This is a genomic window from Tabrizicola sp. (assembly GCF_030694085.1).
In the GTDB taxonomy this organism is placed as follows: Bacteria; Pseudomonadota; Alphaproteobacteria; order Rhodobacterales; family Rhodobacteraceae; genus Tabrizicola.
The window spans coordinates 1-21,614 of record NZ_JAUXZE010000020.1 but is presented as its reverse complement, the minus strand read 5'-3'; the positions used below and the strand labels follow the sequence as shown (position 1 = coordinate 21,614).

The following is a 21,614-nucleotide window of genomic DNA, read 5'->3' as shown; positions in this document are numbered from 1 at the left end:
CGGTGACGCGCAGGTGACCGAGGCTGAAATGGCCGCCATGGCAGAAATGATGCAAAGCCACATGGGCGGGCAGCAGGGCAACATGCCGGGCATGGGTCATGGGATGATGAACAACGACTGACGCGCCTTTTTTCTCCCGCTAACTGGGCAAAGCTCCCGTTAGCGGGAGGAATCCCAACACAGATCAGGAGGTCATGAAGATGAACGGCTACGGTATGGGATTTGGAATGGGATTCGGCTGGCTCTGGATGATAGTCACCCTTGTGCTGGTCGGCCTCGCGATTGCGGCGCTGGTCAAATACTTGCGCAAATAGTCGAAAGGAAACCCGATGGACTATACAATCAACCGGCTGATCACAGGCGCGCATTTTGATGTAGTGGACGCGCGGACCCGTGCCGCACTGGCCACTCAGGGCTTCGGCGTGCTGACAGAAATCGACGTCAAAGCCACGATGAAGAAAAAGCTGGATGTCGAGATGGCGCCCTACCGGATTCTAGGGGCCTGCAACCCGAGGATGGCAATGGAAGCCATCGGGATGGAACCGCGCGTCGGTGCGATGCTTCCCTGCAACGTTATCCTGCGCGAGGTCGAAGACGGGATCGAGGTAAGTGCGATTGATCCGGTAGCGTCGATGCAGGCCATCGATAATCCCGCATTACATGCCGTCGCAGGTCAGGTGCGCGACCTTCTGGCCAAAGTTGTTGCGGCAATTTGATTGCACCTGCAGGCGCAATCTTCGCTTGCCCATCCAATGACGGGAAGGAAAATCGTGAGACGGTAGGCCTTTGCATCTGCCTTCACGCTTCGCTGACCGCGACAGGAGTACGCTAAGAAATCCACCGATCCGCCAGCAGCAAGCCGATCCAGACCCCGACATGCCCGGGGCCAAGGCGTTCCAGAAAGTGGCAACGGGCCAAAGCCATCTACCCGGTCTGCGGCATGACCGTCATGGTGAAACCCGACACGCGGACCGAGGCGTTTGGCGGCAAGGACTTCCATTTCTGCTCCAGCAAGTGTCAGGCGAAGTTCAGGCCGATCCGTGGTTAACGCCTCCAGCCGTGCGGCGGGGCGCAAGAAAGTTGCCTCGGCCAATGTGTAGTACCTGCCCTGCTGGCACGCGCAGCCTTGCGCAGCATCAAGCAGAGCCTGTCCTTCGCCTTCGCCTACTACGCGCTTGGCGTACCGATCGCAGCCGGGCTGCTTAATCCGGTCACCGGACTTCTTTTGTCGCCGATAATCGCGGCAGTTGGTTTCTGGGCAACCGGTTTGGCTCGGATCGGCTGGCGCTGTGGATGTCCGTGCGCCTTTCGGGCTTGCAGGATAACACCGCTGCGCGCGCGTTTCGGATGGGCAGCGCGGCGTCTGACAGGCGGTCAGGGACCCGAGATGGATATTCCTGCCTTCCTCGACTGCCGCGACCCCGAGAAACTCGCGGATAAAGCCGAGCCCTTCGGTATTCGCCCGGACGGGTGGCTTGACCTGATGGCTCAAGCTGCCGACCTCCACCCGATCACCCGCGCCTGCATGGGCTTCCACCTCTGGAGCCTCGCAGGCCTCGGGCAGCAAGGCGACCGGATGGAAGCGGCGGCCACCGCGGTGCGCATCGCACAGTGACGGCAAGGGGGCAGCCTTTGCGCCGCTGTCTATGGGTGGGCAGGGGGGGGCTGTGCGCTGGCGGTCCCCCTGCCGAGCGGCTACTCCGTTGGATGGACAGGATGGAGACTGCCGGCCTGACGGCGATGCGGCACCTTGATAATATAGAGCCATGGGCGGCGCGGGCAGTAACCGAGATGGCCCTGCTCTCTGGGAAGACCCCGCCAAACCTGCGAACCGTACTGACCGATTGGCCCTTAGTTTTAGCCCCGATGGCCATGGTCTTGACTGGCGCCAGCCGCGCAGCCATCCAGTGCAACTTTGCCTGGATGGAAGCGCGGGGCCTTATCCGCGAGGTGACCGGGCAGGGACGGTATCGGATGTGGCGGATAGCGAGCCAATCCGTTGCAGCAGCGTGATTTCTGAAAGGTTTGCCCGCCGGACAATCTTACCCGGCGGGCAGGGTAAACTACGATCGCTTTACAGCATTCCAGACGAGGGCCGCGACCGCGAAGAAGAGCAGGGCGCCGAAGCCCCACACCCGCGCGTAGCCGATCATGTCGCCCCAAGGGGCCAAGGCATAGCCGATGGCGAGCAGGGTCCAGACGCATGCCACGCCCAGCAGCAGAAAGATGTCTTCATTCATGGCAGATCTCCTGTGTGAAGTGTGTCAGTGGCTGGCAGCGCCAGTTGCAATCAGAGGGACCGCCTGAAGTAGTTCAAAACCCAGGGTGCTGAAGCCATACATGGCAATTGCGATCACCAGGATCGAGAGCGGCCCCGTCCATGCGGCGGTGCGTCCGGTAGGCAAGGCATCCCAATGAATGCTGGAAATTCTCTTGCCGCGGTCCGCTTCCTGCCGACCGAAGATCGAAGCAAGCACCGTGGCCGCATAGGCAAGGAGCGCCAGTGCCATGATGCTTCCGCCCGCACCGACCAGTCCCATGAGCGTGGACCAGAGTGCAGGAGCCTCTCCGCCATAGGTGACGTCCATGACCCGTCGCGGCACGCCCATATAGCCAGCGGCAACGCCCGCCCCGCCGAAGACCAGCAACCCGGCTGATGCCACCCACGGAAGGGCGCGCAACAGCCCGGGCCACCGCAGAGCGCGTCCCGTGAGGCCGGGCAAGAGCACAGTTAGTCCAGCCAGAAGGGATAAGCTGACCGTGCCTACCGTGAAGAAGTGAAAGTATCCCGGCACGAAGAACGTGTCTGACAGAAGTGGCGCCAGCTTTTCCTGGATCAGCACGAAGGCCAGGGATATTCCGAACATCATGTTGATCACGGCCATGGCCGCCGCAGTTGTCGCGGGGTGCTCCCAGGGGAGCCTGCGAAGCCATCCGAAAAGCCCTGTAGCTCCTGCGGCCCGCGCGTGCACCTCAAGGGAGGCGACGATCACCAAAAAGGCGGTGAGGGTAGGAACTGAGACGAACAGCGACAGGGCCGAGCCCGCGACCTTGACATATTCCGGAAGGCCGGGGTCGAGGAACATGTGGTAAAGCGAGGTCGGTGGTACGAAAACAAGATAGAGACTGAAAACCAGCTTCGAGAACCTGGCGCCGAACACCGACCGGGCACCCGTCAGCGCCTGCATCAGGATATACCACACCAGTACTGTCGCCATCAGCGGCAGATAGTGCAGGTTGTGGAACAAGATGTGCCAGCCGGTTTCCTGTCCAACCGGAAAGGCTGCCAGTCCCATAGACCACAGAAGAGCCGGCAGGAAGGCGTGGATCGCCGCAAAACCGGTGACGATCAGAAACCCCGACCAGGCCAATAGGGCAAAGCCAATCGCATCCAGCACCTTGCGGCGATCGCGTCCGAGCGAGGACAGAAGAGTCACGATGGCCGATGCCGGACAAAGCATCAGGCCAAGCCCCAGCAGGACATAGCCCAAGCTGAAGACAAGCACTGTCAACGGCTCGTCGGCGAGTAGGTCCGCCTTTCCGTCGTAGAGTGGGGGAGAGCCCATCACCGTTGCTGCAAGTCCGAGGATAAAGCCCAGCACCATGGCGCCGACCCCCAGACCGGCCAATGGGCGACCAAGCAGACCGGTCGCGCCGCCGCCATTCCCGCGCTCGACAGCGGAGAAGCCCAGAACAAGGGCGGCCTGAGCGAAATAGAGCCAATAGAAGAATGCGCTGACCCCATGCACCGAGAGGAAACGGTAGCCGGATTCCGGCAAAACGCTGAGGAAACCGGCCCGGACAAGAGCAGTCAATAAGCCTCCAGTCAGGCCGATGATCAGCGCCACGAGCGCAGCCGCGGCCAGAGCGACGACCAGGCGCCGATCTTGGACTGGAAGTGTGTGCAGTCGGGAAACGATTGTGTCGGACATCGGATCTTGCTCCTTAAGCAACCGTTATGCGGGCTTGCATGACATCGTGGCCGGGCCCGCAATAGGATGTGCAGTAGACGAGGAAGTTGCCCGGCCGAGTGAACGTCAATTCCAGCTCAGTCTCGGTTCCCGCCTGTAGACGGATCATCCTTGCGCCGTCGCCGAACTGGATCGACGCACCGTGCGTCACATCCGACGCCAGCATCCGGAAACGGTACGTTTGGCCGAGGTCAAGTCGCAGGGCAGACGGATCGAAGTAGTAGCGCTCTGCCAGCAGAAGCACCTCGATCGCGCCAAGCATTTCTGCTCGACTTTCGCCGGCATGATCTGTGTGGGTATCTGTCGACATGTCCATCTCTGCCATTCCCAAGTGAGAAGGGTCAGCCGCAGCAGCACTCTGTCTGGGATAGACGGTCCCATCCGGCTCACTGAACCGATCAACAAAGGCAGAGACTTCGGCACGGAAAGCATCAACGTCCGTTTCCGATCCCATCCCGACATGCTCCGGCATCGTCATCTCGGTTCCGGGCCCAGAGAGTCCGGTGTTTTCGGATGCGGTGAGGAGAGAAGTGGGGCTGGGCGCCGCACCATAGGCTGCCCAGAGGCCGTAAAGGCTCACGCCTCCAAAGCCCAGCGTGGCGATGAATCCTCGCCTGGTAGTGATATGTTTTTCGGGAACCATTTTCATGTCCTTGTGATGATAGGCCGCCGCCGCACGCGACCTGCGTTTGTGGCGGAGGGACTGAAGGGGGACCTGAGTCTTCTCGGTGATAGCTAGCAACCGAATTGCCGAGCCGATCCCGTGAAGGCAGGAGCGCGGATGGGAGATCAGACCGAAATCGGAGGGCGATACCCTGGGGCAACGGGCCGCCCTGCGCGGTCGTCCCATTCGCTCATCAAGTGCAGGTCTGTGTTCCTTGCTGGAACCACCACTGGTGTAAAACCGTCGCGCATTCCTATCGGGAGACAAACACCAGCTGAACATGCTGAGTGAACGCGAATGTGGATGCCGTCCCCAGAGTGCCCAACTCCCGAAAGGTCAGCATGCTTGGCATCAGCAGATTGTGCCATGAGGCTGATGCACTCGGGCCCGTGCCCACTCTCCGAGGCAAAAGACATCTGTCCAAGAAGGCTCAGTGAGACGACACCAAGACAGTACAATAGCCGCAGCAATTGATGGCACCCACGGTAGGCACCTCCAATCCTGCTGGCACTATTCTTGCGCTGCATCACGCAACCTTTGCGGCTTAGACAGCTGAGTTTTCACGCAGGACGTCAAAGTTCGCCTTGATGCAAGTCAATTGACCCAAGGCCATAACTACACAAGGCTGTGATCGGATCCCAACTCCTCTGATAGGGGTGTCAGCACGCCCGGCAATGGCAATCGGTCGCGTCCCTCCGTCTTCCGGTAGAAGACGAAAATGAGGTTGCGAGCACAAGGCGATCAGGTTGACGTAGAGTAAATGAGCCCCACAGAGCGCCGCGAGTTCCGGAGGAACGATTGGCACAATTGATGGCGGCGGCGTTGCACCGCAACGGTGAGCGGCGACGATCAGGATCATCCCTGCGCTACGGCCTGCCAAGTGCGACCGTATGTTCCTAGATACGCCCCAGAAGGCACATAAGCAGCGAGTCAGAAAATTTAGCTCCGTGCCGGGAAAAATCAGGCAGATCTGCCGCTCCATGTTGTTCAGCTGGACCATCCCCCCGCGGGCATGATTTTTGTCGACAGGTCCAGCGGCCCATCGAGGACGACCTGTGGTTGCTGCCCGGCCCAAAGAGGAGACACATAATTATCTGTCTCCTGGTCCTCGGGCAGAGGCGCGTGAAACCGCAGTTCTTGACAGCAGGCTGCAAGCTGAAGGGGATGTGCCGCACGTCTCGCCAGGGATGCCGGTCGGCTAGGCGCGCCAGACGACTGACTGCTCCGCTGCCCCGCAAGGATGGCGTGTAGGCATGGCTGATCGATGCAGATCTCAGTTGGTTCGTGGGCAACAGGGTTGGTCGGGATCGCCTTACCTTTTGGATGTTCATGGGCCGCTCGGCGTCTGACGGCCGGTCCTAAACCCGGAGCAAATCTTGTAGACTTCCTCCACCTGATGTCTTCGGGCGGCTTTCTGGTCTGAGACGGTCTTAAAATCGCTGGGTCGTACGATGAGGGGAACGTTTGGGAAAGGCGGGGGTTGTCTTTGGAAAGCGAAGGAGCGACGTGATGACGATGCAGGACCAGGGCGGCTCGAAGGGGACGAGCTGGGGAAAATTCGCGGGGATGATCGTGACTTCGACCGTAGTCATGTTTTTTCTGATGTATCAGATGGTGTATTCCTTTGACCACGCACTGTTCAGCCTGAACAGGCTGATGGCTTCGCTTGTGATGGGCTGTGTCATGAGCGTCATCATGCTCGTTTTCATGTGGGGGATGTATCGCAGCGCGACAACCAAGATCATCGTTCTGATCGCCGGTGGGTTGAGTGGAGTGGCACTGCTTGCGGTAAATCGAGGCCAGATGCTGATCGATGATGTGTCCTTCATGCAGTCGATGATCCCGCACCATTCCATCGCCATCAACAATGCCCGCAAAGCCAGTATCAGCGACCCGCGCGTGCGCGGGCTTGCGGATGACATCATTGAGGCGCAGGTCCGCGAGATCGCGGCAATGAAGCTGCTGCTGGCGGATATCGAGCAGAACGGAGAACGGGGCGAGGGTGCATTGCCCCCGGCCAAGGCTGTGCTGACCCCGGCGATGGAAGCGGAAGCGCGCCTGCTTCTGGACTAGCGCCAGGCGCCCTTCAGCTCACAGCGCAGGGGGTTTGTTGGTTGACTTCTGGCCGATCGGGTCAGCACTGTCCTCGGGCCCGATCAAGGTGAACCTCGAAACGCGCCAGATCGGGGCTAACCTGCCTCACAAACACCCCGTTCATCATCAGTACCGGTCCGGGGCCAACGGTGCGAGTCCGACGCGGCGATTATCGTCCTGCTGCGTCACAGCCAACCACCTTTGAACCCCGCACGCCGCAGCCCTGTGACGACGTAAGGGCATGCGCGCATAAGGCGCCAAAGTAGATCCGAGCGATAATTTTCGCACATCAGCACCACAGGCCCGAGGTTGATACCGTAGTGGTAGGGGGACGTCCAGCCTACGCCGGCATTTGCATCATTTTGAAAGCTCAAATTGAAGCTGCATCGAAAGCAGTACTCGCCAGTAACTTGCGGATACACGTCCTGAAAATACCTGATCGTCGGCAACACGATCTCCGGTGCAAATGGAAGCGACGCCACTACGGCCCACGGCGCGACCGTCCCATCGTCAGGGCCATATGGTGCGCCGCGGGCGACATAGTCGAAGAAGGCGCGCTCGATGCCGTTGACGCGGCGTGTGGTCCAGCCGGGCCCGTCGCTCGCCGTCAAGCCCCAGAAGTTCTCTCCGTATCCCACAAATTCGAGTGGATTGCGGATCGCGTACTCTCTTTGGACGTGTGTCGCACGGCGGCTGTTCTCGAAGTAGTCGATACCCCTGTCTCGCGCAAACGCATCTTGGATTCCACGAAAATCTATCCAGATATGAGAGTACTGGTGGATGAAGAGCGGGCCTCCATAAATGAGTTCGTAGCCGTAAATTTCCTTCCATCGGTAGGTCGAGGTCCACGCCGCGTAGCTCTCCGTCGGCAAGGGGCGAGTCGGCGAGCCCAACCCGATCACGTACAGCAGAACAGCTTCGTCATAGCCTTCCCATCGGTAGGGCAGAAATCCCGCCTCGGGTGTCCAACCGTGGGTAAGCGTCGCCCCCCCGTCGCAGGCCCAGGGCCAGTCTGCCCTGCGGTAGAGCGCGTCCGCCAGTGTCCGAATCTCCTGCTCGTCTTCACTGCCTCGATCGAAATACGCCGCGGCGGCGAGCATACCGGCTAGCAGGAAGCCGGTATCAACGGTTGACAATTCGCAATCGCCCGCCCGCTGCCCGGAGGTCATATCGAGAAAGTGATAGTAGAAACCTTTGTGCCCGGTCAGGTCAGGGCTTGGTCCCTGTGCGCTGGTCCAGAAGAACCGCAACGCCGCAAGGGTCCGGCCGATCGCTTCGGCGCGCGAGATCCATGCGCGCTCGACCCCGACAGGATAGGCGGCGAGCGCAAAACCCACGGCAGCGATACTCGCGGGGGCGCCCGGTTGCGATTTGTCAGCCACGAGGCCGTTCGCGGGATTGGTTTCGTTCAGGAAGTATTCGAAGGCGTGACGCTGCATCGCATCGAGCCTCGTGTCTTCGAGATAGGGTAGTTTGACATGCGATTGACGCTGCATCACAAGGACCGCTTGTTCACAGCATTGGCGCGATGCATGCTCTCCGTGGCATCGCTCGTGCGCGTACCAATCGATGAGTTCTTCATGCGTTCACCTCAGCTTTCAAATGTTTGTCTGACAGTCGGCCGCAACCCGTCCACCTTGTTGTTTTCGCTGGTCTCACGGGGTGCCCGCGCAGCCCAGCACATGTCGCAGACCGTATCCCCGGCCGAAAGTGTTCGCCGCCGGACATAATGTCCCCGATGCCCGTCGGCGGCGATCAGATCAGCGCCAGGCCAATCATATTTGCACCAGCTATTTGCGAAGCCAGTCAGCGCTGCATGATCGCCAGTTTCGTCGGCAATGCGCCGGGCAAAGCTCTGCGGGGGACAGTGCGTGAAGTGTGTGTGGATGTCTTCGCCCTCGCGAAAAACCTTTGCGGAGTAGCCGGGCGCACCCACTAGTCGGAATGGGAATATGAGCAACCCACGGATGCTCCACTGCAATCGCTTTCCCGGGTCGCTTGTGACGAGGCGAGCTGGCAAGGACGAGAATGCAAGCAGTCTGCGATAGACGGACCAACCAATGTCCGCCAAGGCGTCTCGCGCGCTCTCTGGATCAAGGTCGCTGTCACGCAGCGTCCGGTCCGCCGCCACTGTATAGACTGCAAGCTCTACCATGAGGCGACTGCCGAAATCCGGCAATGCGCCAAGCTGCGCCAGCGGGCGCAAGAGCGCCGCTCTCGTCGAGACTGCGCTCAAGTAGAAATTGATGTCATTCCGCAACCACCGAGTTTCATCGCCCGTCTTGTTTCTCAGGCTTCTATCCATGAGAACCCGCGAACCGGCGGCGCAGATGAAGCGCCACAAGATCCAGCGCATTATGCGCCAATGAACCGGGCTATTCCCACTGGTATCCTCCTGCTTGCTCATCACTTGCTCACTTTCCTCGTGAGGCAGTTTGTTCATGCATGTCATGAGGCATTGGAATTCGCACTATTAGCACCCCATTTCCAATTGCGAATCTCAGGCATGTCCTCACCATGCTGCCGGATGTAACGCGCGTGTTCGTCGAGTTTGTCGCCTATGTATCGGGCGAGGTTGTGGGTGGCAGGTCCCAATTCCGGCACCCGGTCAATAGCGGCCTTGGCCAAATGGAACCGGTCGAGTTCGTTGAGAACGACCATGTCGAATGGTGTCGTGGTGGTCCCTTCTTCCTTGAACCCATGCACGTGCAGATTGTGGTGGTTGGCTCGCCGATAAGTCAGTTTGTGAATCAGCGAAGGGTACCCGTGGTAGGCAAAGATGACGGGCTTATCCCTGGTGAACAGGGCATCGAAAGCCTCGTCGCTGAGGCCGTGGGGATGCTGGTTCTGTGACTGTAATGTCATCAGGTCCACCACGTTGATGACCCGGATCTTGAGCGCGGGGAAATGCTGCCGCAGCAATTCCACCGCTGCCAGCGTTTCCATGGTTGGCACGTCGCCGGCGCAGGCCATCACCACGTCAGGTTCGCGGACCCCGTCGCTGCTGGCCCATTCCCAGACGCCCAGTCCGGCAGTGCAGTGCCTGATCGCGGCGTCCATATCGAGCCACTGCGGCGACGGCTGCTTTCCTGCAACAATGACGTTCACGTAATTGCGGCTGCGCAGGCAATGGTCGGTGACGGAGAGCAGGGTATTGGCGTCGGGCGGCAGATAAACGCGGACGACCTCCGCCTTCTTGCTCATGACATGGTCGATAAAGCCAGGATCCTGATGGCTGAAACCGTTATGATCCTGCCGCCAGACGTGCGACGACAGCAGGTAATTCAGGGAAGCTACCGGCCGTCGCCACGGAACGTGGTTCGCCACGTCAAGCCATTTGGCATGCTGATTGAACATCGAATCGATGATATGGATGAACGCCTCGTAGCATGAGAAAAAGCCATGTCTTCCCGTGAGCAGATACCCTTCGAGCCATCCTTCGCACTGGTGCTCGCTCAAGACCTCCATCACGCGGCCGTCCGGCGCGACGTGGTCGTCGCCCGGAACAACTTCCGCGGTTGAGCAACGGTTTGTCACCTCGAACACCGCACCCCAGCGGTTCGACGCGGTTTCGTCCGGGCTGAAGACGCGGAACGTCTCGGGGTTCAGTTTCACCACGTCGCGGATCATCTCGCCCTGGACGCGCGTGGCTTCGGCGCTCACGCTGCCCGGTTTCGGTATCGTCACCGCGTAGTCGCGGAAATCAGGCAAGTGCAAGTCGCGCAAGAGCAGGCCGCCATTGGCATGCGGATTGGCACCCATCCGCCGCGAGCCGCTCGGGGCAAGTTCAGCGAGTTCGGGCCGGAGCCTGCCGGTCTCGTCGAACAGTTCGCGCGGGCGATAACTCTCCAGCCAACCTTCCAGAATTTTCACGTGACCAGGGTGGCTCATGTCGCCCATAGGCACTTGGTGCGAGCGAAATGTACCCTCGGTTTGTTTGCCATCGACCTCCTGCGGGCCGGTCCAGCCTTTGGGCGAACGCAGGATGATCATCGGCCAAGGCGGGCGCTGCTTGAATCCATCCGCGCGAGCGTCGTGTTGGATCTGGTTGATGCTCTCGATTACGGTGTCAAGCGTTGCAGCCATAAGCTGATGCATCTCCATCGGGTCGTCGCCCTCGACAAAGTGCGGCGTGTAGCCGTAGCCACGGAACAGCAACTCGAGCTCGTCGCGGGGAATGCGGGCAAGCACGGTGGGGCCGGCAATCTTGTAGCCGTTCAGATGCAGGATAGGCAGGACGGCGCCGTCGTGCACTGGATTGAGGAACTTGTTCGAGTGCCAGCTGGTGGCGAGGGCGGCAGTTTCCGCCTCGCCATCGCCCACGACGCAAGCGACAAGAAGGTCGGGATTGTCGAAGGCCGCGCCGTAGGCATGGGACAGGCAATAGCCGAGTTCACCACCTTCATTAATAGAGCCCGGAATCTCTGCCGCGACATGACTCGGAATGCCGCCGGGAAAGGAAAACTGCGTGAACAGCTTTTTCATTCCCGGTTCGTCCTGCGAAATATCCGGGTAGTGCTCGCTGTAGCTACCCTCGAGATAGGTGTTGGCCACGAGACCAGGTCCGCCGTGCCCGGGGCCGGTGACATAAAGCATGTTCAGGTCACGCTCTTTGATAATTCGGTTCAAATGCATGTAGATAAAGTTCAATCCCGGAGTGGTCCCCCAGTGCCCGAGCAGTCGGGGCTTTACGTGTTCCACTCTCAAGGGGACTTTGAGCAAGGGGTTGTCATACAGATAGATCTGGCCGACTGAGAGATAGTTGGCTGCACGCCAATATGCGTCCATCTTTTTGATGATGTCCGTCGAAAGGGGTTTGTTCATGGGCCTATTCCTCGTGCTGAGCGTGGTGGCTGGTTTTCGGTGCCGGCGAGCAATCGAACGGCGGCGCTTGCGATGATCACGTCTTCGTCGGTACGAATGACGCAAGCCTGGATATGGCCATGATGAGCGGGAATGCCTGGCTCGGCGGCTTCAGCGCAGTGAAGGCAACAAGCGCCACAGCGTCAATACCAAACGCGGCAAGCAAGTCAGGACCCGCTGCGCCGACATCTCGCCGCCGGTAACGGGACACGTCCCCCGCACTTCGCTGTCTACTGTAGCATTCGCCGTTGTCGGAGGGAACCCATTGTCCAGGAGACGATACAGGGCATGGACCACTCGAAAATGGGTGGCTTGGAAATGGGTGACATGGGCATGATGAACCGTGCCGCCGTAATCCCGGAGCTGGCGGACAGCCCGGCTCCTTACGACGCTGATGTCGATTTTGCGAAGGGCAAGACCCCGCACCACCAGGCCGTGATCGACATGGCCAAGGTTCAGCTCGAATTCGGCAACGATCCGGAAATGCGCAAGCTCGCCGAAGAAAGTGATCGCGGCCCAACAAGCCGAGATCGCAGTGCTAAAGGCGTTTATCGAGGCCCGGGGCTAATAAGGGCATTACCTGGGCGTGCGGGGTGGCCTGCTCCCGGCCATCCGCACCCCTGACCGACGCCAGTACAGGATAGAAGTGGTCTGCTCGATGTCCATTGTACTCAGCGAGCAACGACATCGCGGACTGGTGATTTAAAGCAAAGATCACAAACCCTTGCATTGGCAGAAGCGCTTCTGGCGTTGAACCCGGCCTTGGACTTGTAACCTTTGGCGGGCTCGTGCGTCGATAGAGGTCAGCAGTTGCCTGCCAAACGCGTAGGCGTGCAGCGCGTGGCAGGACGCTCTGGCAATGTGGACTCAGAGATCGCAACCATTCCCGTTTGTTGGGATGCAACGCGGCTGTTCCAGTGTGGGCGATGAGTTCTGCACACAACTAGGCAAGGAGTTTGAAATGAGGGTCTACCGTGTATCGTCCATCCTGTTCGCTGGTCTTTTGACAATCGGCGCGGCCAGCGGTCAGACCACTCCGCCTGCCGACGACCCGCATCACCCGGCCGTTGAGGAAGGAGCTGTAGCTCCTGAAGCACCTGATGCTGCCTTGCAACCGAGCTCCGTAGACGGTGGCACCGGAATGGGGGCAATGATGTCTCCAGAAATGATGCAGATGATGATGCAGATGATGGCGCAGCATCCTCCAGCCGGTCAGACCCCGATAACAGGAATGGCAGGAGGAATGCAGTCCAGCACGGGCGCTGACATCGGGCCCGAGGTAATCTTCGGGCTGGCGCCCTCCGCACCCCCGGAGATGACGCCCGAGAAGGTGGGTTCCTGGCTCGAGGCCCAGCTTGACCGCCTGGGCAATCCGCGCCTGCGGCTTGGTGACATTGGCGAGGCTTCGGATGGTAGCATCACCGCGGAAATCCGTACGGTCGACGGTGCGCTGGTGCAAAAGCTGTCGTTCAACAGATTTCCGGGCTTTGTCCGGCAAATAGACTAGGCTCCGGACGGGCCGGAAATGAGAAACGTGATGCAGGAGATACGCCACCGGTTCGATTATTCAGCGGTGATATCGGCGACGCCGCAAGAAGTGTTCAATTATCTCGACGATCCGCGGCGCATCGGCGCTCACATGTCCGAGGGATCACTGATGATGCTGGGCGGCACGATGCAGTATCGTCTCGACGAGGGGCGTGGCAAGGAGGTCGGGTCTGTCATCCGCTTGAGTGGCCGGATGAAGGGTCTTGCAGTGCATGTGGAAGAAGTCATTACCGAGCGCGTACCGCCAGCCCGCAAGATCTGGGAGACCGTCGGGGCGCAGCGGATGATCATCATTCAGGACTATCGCCTGGGTTTTGAGATTGCTTCGACCGCAAGCGGAACGGAGCTGCGTGGCTTTATCGACTACACATTGCCCCGAGGCGTGGTCGGCCGTCTGCTCGGGTCCTTGGCTGGGCCATTTTATGCTCGCTGGTGTGTGCAGCGAATGGTCGAGGGCACGCGGCATAATTTTACCCCGCGCCCTCCCAAGTGATACGGGCGGCCACCCGGTTGCGGGATCATCGGCTACCGAATGCGCCGATGCCGAGCGCCGCGTCAGTCAGCGCCATCGAAGCCGGCGCTTCGGCCGTCAGCCCGGTAAGCGCCCGGATGGCGTCGATCGTCTCGGGGATGACGATCGCCTGATTGTCCACCATGTAGGCGTAGAACAGCTCATCCCCTTGAACGGTCAGCATATCCTCCCAAAGTGCGACCTCGTAGAGATTGTCGTGCGGGCGTCCCATGTCGGCCATCATCTCCTTGACCGCATTAAGCGCGTCAAGCCCGTCGTCCATGCGGATCAACGCGATCCGGGACGACGTGTTTAAGGCGGCAAGGACCTCGTCCTTCGAGGCCGCGCGGGTCATGGTCACGGCCCAGTAGTGCAGGTGGGCAAGCGTCTCGGGAACCTTCACCGCCATCGTCACCACATCCAGATCGGGATCGACGCTCTGCGCGTCAGGACCCTGATGGCTGGGAATCTCCCGCTCTGGAACCAGCGTGTTCATGATGCCGCCAAGGTGGCTTTCCCATGGATCAGTGGCCCGCCTGAGAAGTGTTCCGCGTGCGCGCGCAAGCAGCCCGGCACGCTTCAGCGCCGTCAACGTGCGGACAATGGAGGTCGTGTTGCAGGACACGACCCTTGTACTTTCGCGCCCGCGCGCACCCTCAAAGTTGGCTTCGGCCACGAAGGAATGGCCAGTGACCGAATGCTTCTCGCCGCCCTGCACAATGAAGCGCATGCCGCGCGCGCGGTAGGTTTGGACATTGGCCGCCGCAATGCGTTTCGGCGTGCAGTCCACGACCACATCCGCCTGCCCCAAAAGTACGTCCAGCGTTCCCGCGACGTCCAGGCCGCTCGCGCGCATCGCGCGCGCATCCGCTTCTGTCGCCCCATAAAGTGCATAACTCTTGGCAAGAGCCATCCGCGGGCGCCAGTCGGTGGCGACGTCGCAGACCCCGGCGAGCGTCATGTCAGGCTGAAGCGCCACCGCATCGGCTACCCGCTTGCCGATGACGCCATAGCCGTTGACCGCGACGCGGACCGTTTGCATCGTGTTCATGGTGCTGTCTCTCCTGTTTTCACGCCATATCCTGCGACGGGTCGCCCGATCAGTGACGAGGACCGCCCCCTAGCGGGACGTCCGCACGCGTGCTGCGGCGGCAGTTTCTTTTTCGAACGAATTTCGTTGCGCCATGTGTTGTGGCTCCCCGGAGTGCTGCGATGCCTGGTACTGACACTGAAGGGTGGAAAGGATGCATGGCAGACCCTCAGCCTGAAGAGTGAGCGTAGGTAAAGGGAAACTGAATCACCTTCGCCCGGTCTGGCAGGACGACATCGAAGATAATTTGATAGGAATCCCGGCCCGCGAACTCGACGAAAGTGCCCCAGGTTATCGTGTCGGCGATCATCATCGGGTCGAGATCAAGCCGGGTTTTTCCGGTGTGACCGAGACCCATGATGACGACAGACACGCGCGCTGTTTCGATCCGAGCACCAGAGGCCGCATCGAACAGGGCCAACACAAGATGGTACTGGTGCCGCCTTGCAGTTGCGCCGCCGTGCATCGTTGCTTCGGAATGGGATTCTGGATGACCTAGGATCATTGCGGCGGGCAGCACGCCCAGATAGCCAAGGACTCCGCCGACGACTCTAGAGTTTTCATCGACATAGCTCTGCGCGTTTGCGATCATGGGCAAAGCAAGCGCAGCCATTGCTGCGCAGCTGCCTGACAAAACGCCGCGTCGCGACAGCATGGTCAATGCGAAGGTCATGCCGTTGCCTCCTGCAGCCCTTGCGCTGCCCCCGCATCCGGGGAGCGGCGCATCACACCTTCAAGCCTGGTGCGTTTCAAGAGCAGGGCGTTGACCGCGACCAACGCCGAGCTGCCCGACATGGCAAGTGCAGCGACCTCCGGGCTGATCATGAACGGATAAAACACGCCCGCGGCCAGCGGGAAGGCGACGACATTGTAGGCCACCGCCCAGAACAGGTTCTGATGCATCTTGCGCAGGGTGGCGCGGGACAGCACAATCGCACCCACCACATCGTAGGGATCGCTCTTCATCAGCACCACGTCTGCGCTTTCCATGGCGACGTCAGTGCCTGCGCCGATGGCAAACCCGACGTCGGCCTGCGTAAGCGCGGGGGCATCGTTCACGCCGTCGCCGACCATGCCGACCTTTTTGCCCTGGGCCTGCAGTTCCTTCACCTTCTCTGCTTTTTGCCCGGGCAGCACATCGGCCAGCACGATGTCGATGCCCAGTTCCCCCGCGATGCGCGCTGCTGTGCCGGCATTGTCGCCGGTCAGCATGGCCACCTGAACACCGCGTTCACGCAGCTTGGCAACCGTCGCCTTCGCGGTCGGACGCAATGCGTCGGCAATCGCGATCAGGCCGAGAATGCGGCCACCTTCGGCGACATGCACTACGGTGCGCCCTGCGCCTTTCAGTGTGTCGGCGCGTTCTGCCAGCGCGCCGAGCAACACTTTCTCCTCGTCCATCAGCCGCCTGTTGCCGACTAGAACCGCCTTGCCGGCGACCTCGGCCTTGGCTCCGCGACCGTCCAGGGTTTCGAACGCCGACATCGCACCCAGCGGCAGGTCAGCCGCGCGGTCGACGATGGCGACCGCCAGCGGATGGTCCGACCCCTTGTCGACCGCCGCCGCCGCAGCCAGAACCTCGTTCTCGCTGCGGCCTTCTGCGGCCACCACTTCAACGACCTTTGGCTGGCCCATGGTCAGAGTGCCAGTCTTGTCGAAGATGATGACGTCGAGCTTAGTCGCGTCTTCCAGCGCGCTGGCATTCTTGAACAGGATGCCGTTCATCGCACCAAGGCCGGTGCCGACCATGACCGCCATCGGCGTTGCCAGACCAAGCGCATCAGGGCAGGCGATGACAAAGACGGTGATCGTCAGTGTCAGCGCGAAAAGCAGTTCAGCCCCCAGCCAGCCGTACCAGACTGCAAACGTGGCGATGCCGATCACAATGGCGATCAGCACCAGCCACTGTGAGGCGCGGTCTGCCAGAAGCTGGGCCGGCGCCTTGGAATTCTGTGCCTCTTGCACCAGTTTGACGATCTGAGCCAGCGCCGTGTCGGCGCCAACCTTGGTAGCGGTGTAGCGGAACGTGCCCGACTTGTTGATCGTGGCCCCGATCACCGTGCTGCCAACATCCTTCTGCACCGGCATCGATTCCCCAGTCAGCATCGACTCGTCGACCAGAGACGTGCCCTCGATCACTTCGCCATCGACGGGGATCTTGTTGCCGGGCCGGATCACCACAGTGTCGCCTTGCAGGACCTCGGCAGTCGGCACTTCGACTTCGCGTCCGTCACGGATCACCGTTGCCATCGGAGGCGCCAAGTCGAGTAGTGCGCGGATCGCCTCGGAAGCCCCAGCGCGGGCCCTCATTTCCAACCAGTGGCCAAGCAGGATGAACACCAGTAGCACTGCGACCGCCTCATAGAACTGCACGCCCGGAAAGAAGAAAGTCGAGCCGACGCTGAAGGCATAGCCAGTGCCGACAGACAGCACGACCAGCACCGCCATGTTCAGGATGCCGTTCCTGAGCGCCCGAAAAGCGGCGACCACAAATGGCCAGACCGGCCAGATCACGGCGATGGTCGCCAGGATGAACAGCCACAGGTCGAGGCGTAGGCCGAACGGCGGGGCAGGCGGGGTGAACATGCCACCCATCGGCGACCAGACGAAGATCGGAATGGTGAAGACCAGCGCCACCCAGAACCGGTTGCGCATGTCGCGCACCATCGACTGCATGTCGCCCGCCCCGTGGCCCATCTCATGCGCCATCTCGTCGCGCGCTGTGGCCTTGTCCACCGGACCGGCCCCGGCCATCGCATGTCCGACGTGCGCCGCAGCGGCAGTGGTCACCCCGGTCTTCGGACTGCCGTGTTCGTCGCAGACATGCCTTGGCAGAACCTCGCCCCCACAGTGGAAGCCACAATCCTCGACGGCCTGGCGTAGAGCTTCAACGCTTGTCCGCCCTTCATCGAAGGTGACGCTGACCGACAGGCCGGCCGGATTTGCGGAAGCAGAGACGACCCCGGGTTGCGAGGCGAGATATTTCTCGATTCCGAGATGACCTAGCCGGTCAGCCGAAGCGTTGAAGTCGAGTGTTGTGGTGGTTGTCATTGTTTTGGCGTCCCTCGCTGGCTGATCGGGGCCGCAGCGCGCCTTGTGGCGCGCCGCAGCGACGTCGAATCAGGAGCAGCAGCATCCTGACCCGTGTTTCGCCGTAGGCTTGTCAGCCGGCGTGTCGGCAACCGCAGCCTTGACATGTTCATGATGTTTGTCTTGCGCTGTTCGTTCAAGCGATTTGGTGGCTTGTTCAACAGCGCTGTGCGGCGCACAGCAATCGCCCCCGACGGGCTTTGGTTCCACTTGCGATGCTGGTTTCAGGGTCGTCATTCTGGATCTCCATAATCATGGGTTGATCTTGCGGCAAACCATCCTGTTGAGGGGACGCGCCACTGTAAGGACGTGCCGCAGCAGCAAACATTACATCGTCGATTACTGGATCGGTCTTCCAGAAGCCTGCCTGAGCCTTCGCGCCCGATCGCAGGCGCAATCGAAAAACCCGTGCTCGGGACAGGTGAGACACATTTTGACCAGAAGCTCTCGCAGTTTTGCGCGCGCGCGGTGCAGCCGGACCGCCAGGGTTGCTTCCGTGATGTTAAGGGCGCTGGCAACATCGGGCCGCGACTGTTGGTCGAGATCGATCCGCCGGAGTAGATCGGACGGTCCCGAGGGAAGGAGGCCGATCAATTCCCGCAAGCACTTGCAGACGGCGGCATCGGTTTCGACGTCTGGACCGGCCGCCAAATCAGGGTCTTCGACCGTTTCACCTGCGGGGAGTTCCAGGTTGCGCCGCCGGTTGAAGCGCCGATGGTGGTCGGAGATAGCGGTTGCCAGCAATCTGCTCAGCCAGCCTCGTACAGACTGCACGTCACGCAGCTCTTCCGCGCGCCTTATCGCGCGCAGCGCAAACTCCTGCATGACGTCCTTGGCCTCGTCGGCATTTCTGAGCCGGCCGAGAAGGAAGCCGAAGATGCGGCGATGACCGTCGACCAGAGCCGCTTCCACCACGGCACGCTTAGGACTGACTTCGCCCTGCCGGCTCTGATCCCCTTCGTGACCAGAAACTGTCACCTCGGTTGAGCTTTTCAAGGTGGGCTTTCCTCGTTCGGTCTGGCGTTGTGAGGGACATGTTACAGGCATGACGTGCGCGCATATTGCATTACATTGCCAAATTTCTGTGCATCCATTTCCGCCGTGGTCGAATGCTCCATGAGAGCGTCACGCAGCGCCCTTCGCGCGCGCAATACGCGGACGTTCAGCGTTCCGATCGTGATATTGAACTCGCGTGCAAGGCGTTCTCTGGGCTGATCGTGCAAATAGAGTGCGCGGAGCAGCGCTGCCTGGTCAGGGCGAACCCTTTCCAAAGCCCCCTCAATCTCGGCCAACTGTAAACCGTCCGAACCGACTTCTACTGCGTCCGGCTCGATGCTGTCCAATGCGGACAGCACAGTGACGTGCACAGCATGGGCTGCATCGGCCCGGCGGCGCGCGTCACACCGGCGGTAATGATCGAAAAGCGTATTGCGCAACACTCGGGAAAGCCAGGCATCGGTGTTGTGAATAGTGCTGGTGCGACGGGAAGCCTGGATGACTTTCAGATTGAAGTCCTGCAGAAGGTCTTCCGCAGTATCCGGGTCGCTCACCCGGCGGCGCAGATACGTCAGATAGTTACCCCGTCTGGCGACAATTCTTGTGCACGGGTCGGGCTCGACTGGCTGCGGATGCGGCAGGTCGGACTGAAAAATCTCGGTGTGAAGCATGGCGATGTCCGTTCGCTAAATCTCGTGAATGGAACCCGGCCATGACAATGGCGATCAACGATGGTCAGCCACCGTCAGACGGAATTCCGGTTTCAGGCGGGTTGCGAAACCGGGTCTGGTGGCCGAAGCAGTCCGCGTGGACGATGCTGAGTTCGGCGCGAGAGTTCCAGTGGCACCCAGCGGCTTCCGAAAGCGCCGGTCGGTCCAGGCGCGCTGACTGATCCGCTGGCCGGAACCGCATATTGAAGATGGCAGTGGCTAACGAAGCTGCCAGACGAAGTGGGGCATTCATGCAGCGGCATCACTGCTACATTCGCGATGGCAGATCTGTGTTGTTCGCTCTGCTTTGCCTGGTGCATCTCCATCGGAGCTACGGAACCGACAATTATCGCCAAGCCCAATATTGCGACGAGGAACGCCATGCAGATCGCATGCGCTTCTCGGCGGGAATGTGATGGGACGTCGGCAGTCATGTAGTCACTCTACATTAACCCGGCGAAAGCAACATTGACCGAGATCAACCAGTACAGAGGTATGTCGATCGCGGGGAGATGAACTCCTAGTCGCCGATACCCTGTAATATCACAGCCGCCCGAGCGTCTCCTTCCATGCACGACCCAAAAATGGGTTACTTTTGGAGGCAGCAATGCATCAGCATGATCGAACACAGAAGCCGGGTGACCCCGCAGCGTGGTACAAGACAAGCTGGGGATTGGCATTGGTTGGGTTCGCTGCGCTGAGCGTGCTGCTCCTCCTTTACGAGCACCGGCTGCACATTCCCTTTGGAAATCTGCTAGTGATCCTGCCGCTGTTCGCCTGCATCGGCTTGCACTCCCTGATGCACGGGGGCCACGGCGGGCACGGAGGCCATGGCAGTCATAGTGACCGGCCGCGCGATACAACCGGCCCTGCGTCGGGTAAGTCCGCCGACGACAGCGAGGGAGGCCAGCAATGACCCCGGAAACCGCGCCCGCCTACGGGCTCTGGCTTCTCGCGTTTGTAAACGCGGCCGTCTTCATCATGTTTGCCCTGAGTTTCAGCAAGCCGCAGACGCCGAGGGATTGGCGCAGCTTTGGCGCGTTCAGCGCATTTCTCGTCGCTCTTTTTGCCGAGATGTACGGCTTTCCGCTGACCATTTATCTGCTGTCCGGCTGGCTCGGCAGTACTTACCCAGGCATCGACTGGTTTTCCCATGATGCGGGCCACCTGCCCGAGATGATGTTCGGCTGGCGGGGCAGTCCGCATTTTGGCCCGTTCCATGTTCTGAGCTATCTGCTGATCGGTGGCGGGTTTTGGCTGCTCTCGGTGGCCTGGCCGGTGCTTTACGCGGCGCAGCGCGCCGGGCGGCTGGCCACGACCGGGCCTTACGCGCGGATCCGGCATCCGCAGTATGTGGGATTCGTGCTGATCCTGACCGGGTTCCTGGTCCAATGGCCGACGATCCTGACGCTGGCGATGTATCCGGTGCTGGTCTGGATGTACCTCCGCTTGTCCCGCAGCGAGGAGGCCGAGGCCCGCGCCCGGTTTGGCGCAGAATATGAAGCCTGGGCACGCCGGGTGCCTGCCTATCTGCCAATACGCCGTCCCGACGGGGCGACGACCTGATCGGCACCATTTCCCCCATACGGGCGGTGGTGATCAAGCTGCACCCCGCCCCGTCAGAAAGGAACACTGCATGAGCGACGTTAACACCGGTCCGGGAACCGACCGCTTGGCCGCCCGCTTTCCGACTGCCTACACGATCCTCTTCGCGCTGATCGTGCTGGTTGCGGGCCTGACCTGGATCATCCCCGCCGGCCGTTTCGACCGGGTGGAGAACGAGGCCGTCGGGCGCGAGATCGCGGTCGCGGGCACCTACAAGACGGTCGAAGCCAACCCGCAGGGCGTCCTCGACATCCTGATGGCACCGGTCGCGGGGTTCTACGACCCCGACAGCTATGCCGCGAATGCCATCGACGTGGCACTTTTCGTGATCCTGCTCGGCGGTTTTCTGGGGGTCGTCAACGCCACCGGTGCCATCGACACCGGCATCCGCCGTGCGATGACCAAGCTGAAGGGGCGCGAGATTTGGATGATCCCGATCCTCATGAGCCTCTTTGCCCTCGGCGGCACGACC

At 60.7% G+C, this 21,614-nt stretch carries 18 protein-coding genes and 2 pseudogenes; 9 read left to right on the top strand and 11 right to left on the bottom strand.

The window, feature by feature from the left end:
• Window positions 1-329 precede the first annotated feature (329 nt).
• Window positions 330-716 (top strand): DUF302 domain-containing protein, encoded by a 387-nt coding sequence (locus Q8M85_RS03150; protein ID WP_305540146.1) that lies wholly within the window; start codon window positions 330-332, stop codon window positions 714-716.
• A 526-nt stretch (window positions 717-1,242) separates the two neighbouring features.
• Window positions 1,243-2,013 (top strand): annotated as a pseudogene (locus tag Q8M85_RS03145) (hypothetical protein); the annotation flags it as partial.
• A 50-nt stretch (window positions 2,014-2,063) separates the two neighbouring features.
• Here Q8M85_RS03145 and Q8M85_RS03140 read toward each other — a convergent pair.
• Genes Q8M85_RS03140 through Q8M85_RS03130 form a run of 3 tightly spaced genes read right to left on the bottom strand, consistent with a single transcriptional unit; the run spans window position 2,064 to window position 4,614 of the window.
• A complete protein-coding gene (locus tag Q8M85_RS03140; RefSeq protein WP_305540143.1) occupies window positions 2,064-2,240 on the bottom strand; it encodes a hypothetical protein in 177 nt (58 codons plus the stop codon).
• 24 nt (window positions 2,241-2,264) lie between these two features.
• Complete coding sequence (locus Q8M85_RS03135; protein ID WP_305540140.1) at window positions 2,265-3,932, bottom strand: cbb3-type cytochrome c oxidase subunit I; 1,668 nt, start codon at window positions 3,930-3,932, stop codon at window positions 2,265-2,267.
• Between the two features lie 13 nt (window positions 3,933-3,945).
• Window positions 3,946-4,614 carry a hypothetical protein gene (locus Q8M85_RS03130; protein ID WP_305540137.1) on the bottom strand — a complete coding sequence of 223 codons (669 nt, stop codon included), beginning with the start codon at window positions 4,612-4,614 and terminating at the stop codon, window positions 3,946-3,948.
• Between the two features lie 1,536 nt (window positions 4,615-6,150).
• Between Q8M85_RS03130 and Q8M85_RS03125 the strand changes: the two genes are divergently transcribed.
• Window positions 6,151-6,708, top strand: coding sequence for a DUF305 domain-containing protein (locus tag Q8M85_RS03125; RefSeq protein WP_305540135.1), 558 nt, complete (start codon window positions 6,151-6,153; stop codon window positions 6,706-6,708).
• A gap of 206 nt (window positions 6,709-6,914) precedes the next feature.
• Here the strand turns inward: Q8M85_RS03125 and Q8M85_RS03120 are convergent, their stop codons facing one another.
• The 3 genes from Q8M85_RS03120 to Q8M85_RS03110 all read right to left on the bottom strand — a co-directional run bounded on the left by Q8M85_RS03120 (window position 6,915) and on the right by Q8M85_RS03110 (window position 11,658).
• Window positions 6,915-8,225, bottom strand: coding sequence for a glucoamylase family protein (locus Q8M85_RS03120; protein WP_305540132.1), 1,311 nt, complete (start codon window positions 8,223-8,225; stop codon window positions 6,915-6,917).
• Window positions 8,226-8,320: 95 nt separating this feature from the next.
• Window positions 8,321-9,136 (bottom strand): hypothetical protein, encoded by an 816-nt coding sequence (locus Q8M85_RS03115; protein WP_305540129.1) that lies wholly within the window; start codon window positions 9,134-9,136, stop codon window positions 8,321-8,323.
• A 41-nt stretch (window positions 9,137-9,177) separates the two neighbouring features.
• Entirely contained in the window at window positions 9,178-11,658 is a 2,481-nt protein-coding gene (locus tag Q8M85_RS03110; RefSeq protein WP_305540126.1) for a phosphoketolase, read from the bottom strand.
• 222 nt (window positions 11,659-11,880) lie between these two features.
• Here Q8M85_RS03110 and Q8M85_RS03105 point away from each other — a divergent pair, with 222 nt between their 5' ends.
• From Q8M85_RS03105 to Q8M85_RS03095, 3 genes are all read left to right on the top strand, one after another.
• The gene (locus Q8M85_RS03105; protein ID WP_305540123.1) at window positions 11,881-12,216 is read left to right on the top strand and encodes a DUF305 domain-containing protein; all 336 of its coding nucleotides are present in this window, start codon (window positions 11,881-11,883) and stop codon (window positions 12,214-12,216) included.
• A 337-nt stretch (window positions 12,217-12,553) separates the two neighbouring features.
• Complete coding sequence (locus tag Q8M85_RS03100) at window positions 12,554-13,099, top strand: hypothetical protein (protein WP_305540121.1); 546 nt, start codon at window positions 12,554-12,556, stop codon at window positions 13,097-13,099.
• Window positions 13,100-13,129: 30 nt separating this feature from the next.
• On the top strand, window positions 13,130-13,633 hold the full coding sequence (locus Q8M85_RS03095; RefSeq protein WP_305540119.1) for an SRPBCC family protein: 504 nt from the start codon (window positions 13,130-13,132) through the stop codon (window positions 13,631-13,633).
• 25 nt (window positions 13,634-13,658) lie between these two features.
• On the opposite strand, the gene Q8M85_RS03090 is transcribed toward Q8M85_RS03095, so the two are convergent.
• From Q8M85_RS03090 to Q8M85_RS03070, 5 genes are all read right to left on the bottom strand, one after another.
• Window positions 13,659-14,702, bottom strand: a complete 1,044-nt coding sequence (locus tag Q8M85_RS03090) for a type II glyceraldehyde-3-phosphate dehydrogenase (RefSeq protein WP_305540116.1) — start codon at window positions 14,700-14,702, stop codon at window positions 13,659-13,661.
• Window positions 14,703-14,910: 208 nt separating this feature from the next.
• Window positions 14,911-15,414: a hypothetical protein gene (locus tag Q8M85_RS03085; protein ID WP_305540113.1), complete on the bottom strand. Its 504-nt coding sequence runs from the start codon at window positions 15,412-15,414 to the stop codon at window positions 14,911-14,913.
• Window positions 15,411-17,792, bottom strand: a complete 2,382-nt coding sequence (locus tag Q8M85_RS03080) for a cation-translocating P-type ATPase (RefSeq protein WP_305540110.1) — start codon at window positions 17,790-17,792, stop codon at window positions 15,411-15,413. Before Q8M85_RS03080 ends, Q8M85_RS03085 begins: the two co-directional genes overlap by 4 nt.
• Window positions 17,793-18,170: 378 nt before the next feature.
• Complete coding sequence (locus Q8M85_RS03075; protein ID WP_305540106.1) at window positions 18,171-18,827, bottom strand: RNA polymerase sigma factor; 657 nt, start codon at window positions 18,825-18,827, stop codon at window positions 18,171-18,173.
• Between the two features lie 41 nt (window positions 18,828-18,868).
• Window positions 18,869-19,498, bottom strand: coding sequence for an RNA polymerase sigma factor (locus Q8M85_RS03070; protein WP_305540103.1), 630 nt, complete (start codon window positions 19,496-19,498; stop codon window positions 18,869-18,871).
• Window positions 19,499-20,144: 646 nt separating this feature from the next.
• On the opposite strand from Q8M85_RS03070, the gene Q8M85_RS03065 reads away from it, so the two are divergent.
• From Q8M85_RS03065 to Q8M85_RS03055, 3 genes and pseudogenes are all read left to right on the top strand, one after another.
• Window positions 20,145-20,453: a DUF2933 domain-containing protein gene (locus Q8M85_RS03065; RefSeq protein ID WP_305540097.1), complete on the top strand. Its 309-nt coding sequence runs from the start codon at window positions 20,145-20,147 to the stop codon at window positions 20,451-20,453.
• Window positions 20,450-21,103: an isoprenylcysteine carboxylmethyltransferase family protein gene (locus Q8M85_RS03060; protein ID WP_305540094.1), complete on the top strand. Its 654-nt coding sequence runs from the start codon at window positions 20,450-20,452 to the stop codon at window positions 21,101-21,103. The genes Q8M85_RS03065 and Q8M85_RS03060 overlap by 4 nt, the downstream gene beginning before the upstream one ends.
• 70 nt (window positions 21,104-21,173) lie before the next feature.
• A pseudogene (locus Q8M85_RS03055) lies at window positions 21,174-21,614 on the top strand (YfcC family protein); the annotation flags it as partial.

What these genes read in the sequence shown, in the direction of transcription:
- Q8M85_RS03150 (WP_305540146.1), top strand. Translation starts at nt 330, where the DNA reads ATGGACTATACAATCAACCGGCTGATCACAGGCGCGCATTTTGATGTA.
- Q8M85_RS03140 (WP_305540143.1), bottom strand. Translation starts at nt 2,240, where the DNA reads ATGAATGAAGACATCTTTCTGCTGCTGGGCGTGGCATGCGTCTGGACC.
- Q8M85_RS03135 (WP_305540140.1), bottom strand. Translation starts at nt 3,932, where the DNA reads ATGTCCGACACAATCGTTTCCCGACTGCACACACTTCCAGTCCAAGAT.
- Q8M85_RS03130 (WP_305540137.1), bottom strand. Translation starts at nt 4,614, where the DNA reads ATGGTTCCCGAAAAACATATCACTACCAGGCGAGGATTCATCGCCACG.
- Q8M85_RS03125 (WP_305540135.1), top strand. Translation starts at nt 6,151, where the DNA reads ATGCAGGACCAGGGCGGCTCGAAGGGGACGAGCTGGGGAAAATTCGCG.
- Q8M85_RS03120 (WP_305540132.1), bottom strand. Translation starts at nt 8,225, where the DNA reads ATGCAGCGTCAATCGCATGTCAAACTACCCTATCTCGAAGACACGAGG.
- Q8M85_RS03115 (WP_305540129.1), bottom strand. Translation starts at nt 9,136, where the DNA reads ATGAGCAAGCAGGAGGATACCAGTGGGAATAGCCCGGTTCATTGGCGC.
- Q8M85_RS03105 (WP_305540123.1), top strand. Translation starts at nt 11,881, where the DNA reads ATGGACCACTCGAAAATGGGTGGCTTGGAAATGGGTGACATGGGCATG.
- Q8M85_RS03100 (WP_305540121.1), top strand. Translation starts at nt 12,554, where the DNA reads ATGAGGGTCTACCGTGTATCGTCCATCCTGTTCGCTGGTCTTTTGACA.
- Q8M85_RS03095 (WP_305540119.1), top strand. Translation starts at nt 13,130, where the DNA reads ATGCAGGAGATACGCCACCGGTTCGATTATTCAGCGGTGATATCGGCG.
- Q8M85_RS03090 (WP_305540116.1), bottom strand. Translation starts at nt 14,702, where the DNA reads ATGAACACGATGCAAACGGTCCGCGTCGCGGTCAACGGCTATGGCGTC.
- Q8M85_RS03085 (WP_305540113.1), bottom strand. Translation starts at nt 15,414, where the DNA reads ATGACCTTCGCATTGACCATGCTGTCGCGACGCGGCGTTTTGTCAGGC.
- Q8M85_RS03080 (WP_305540110.1), bottom strand. Translation starts at nt 17,792, where the DNA reads ATGACAACCACCACAACACTCGACTTCAACGCTTCGGCTGACCGGCTA.
- Q8M85_RS03070 (WP_305540103.1), bottom strand. Translation starts at nt 19,498, where the DNA reads ATGCTTCACACCGAGATTTTTCAGTCCGACCTGCCGCATCCGCAGCCA.
- Q8M85_RS03065 (WP_305540097.1), top strand. Translation starts at nt 20,145, where the DNA reads ATGCATCAGCATGATCGAACACAGAAGCCGGGTGACCCCGCAGCGTGG.
- Q8M85_RS03060 (WP_305540094.1), top strand. Translation starts at nt 20,450, where the DNA reads ATGACCCCGGAAACCGCGCCCGCCTACGGGCTCTGGCTTCTCGCGTTT.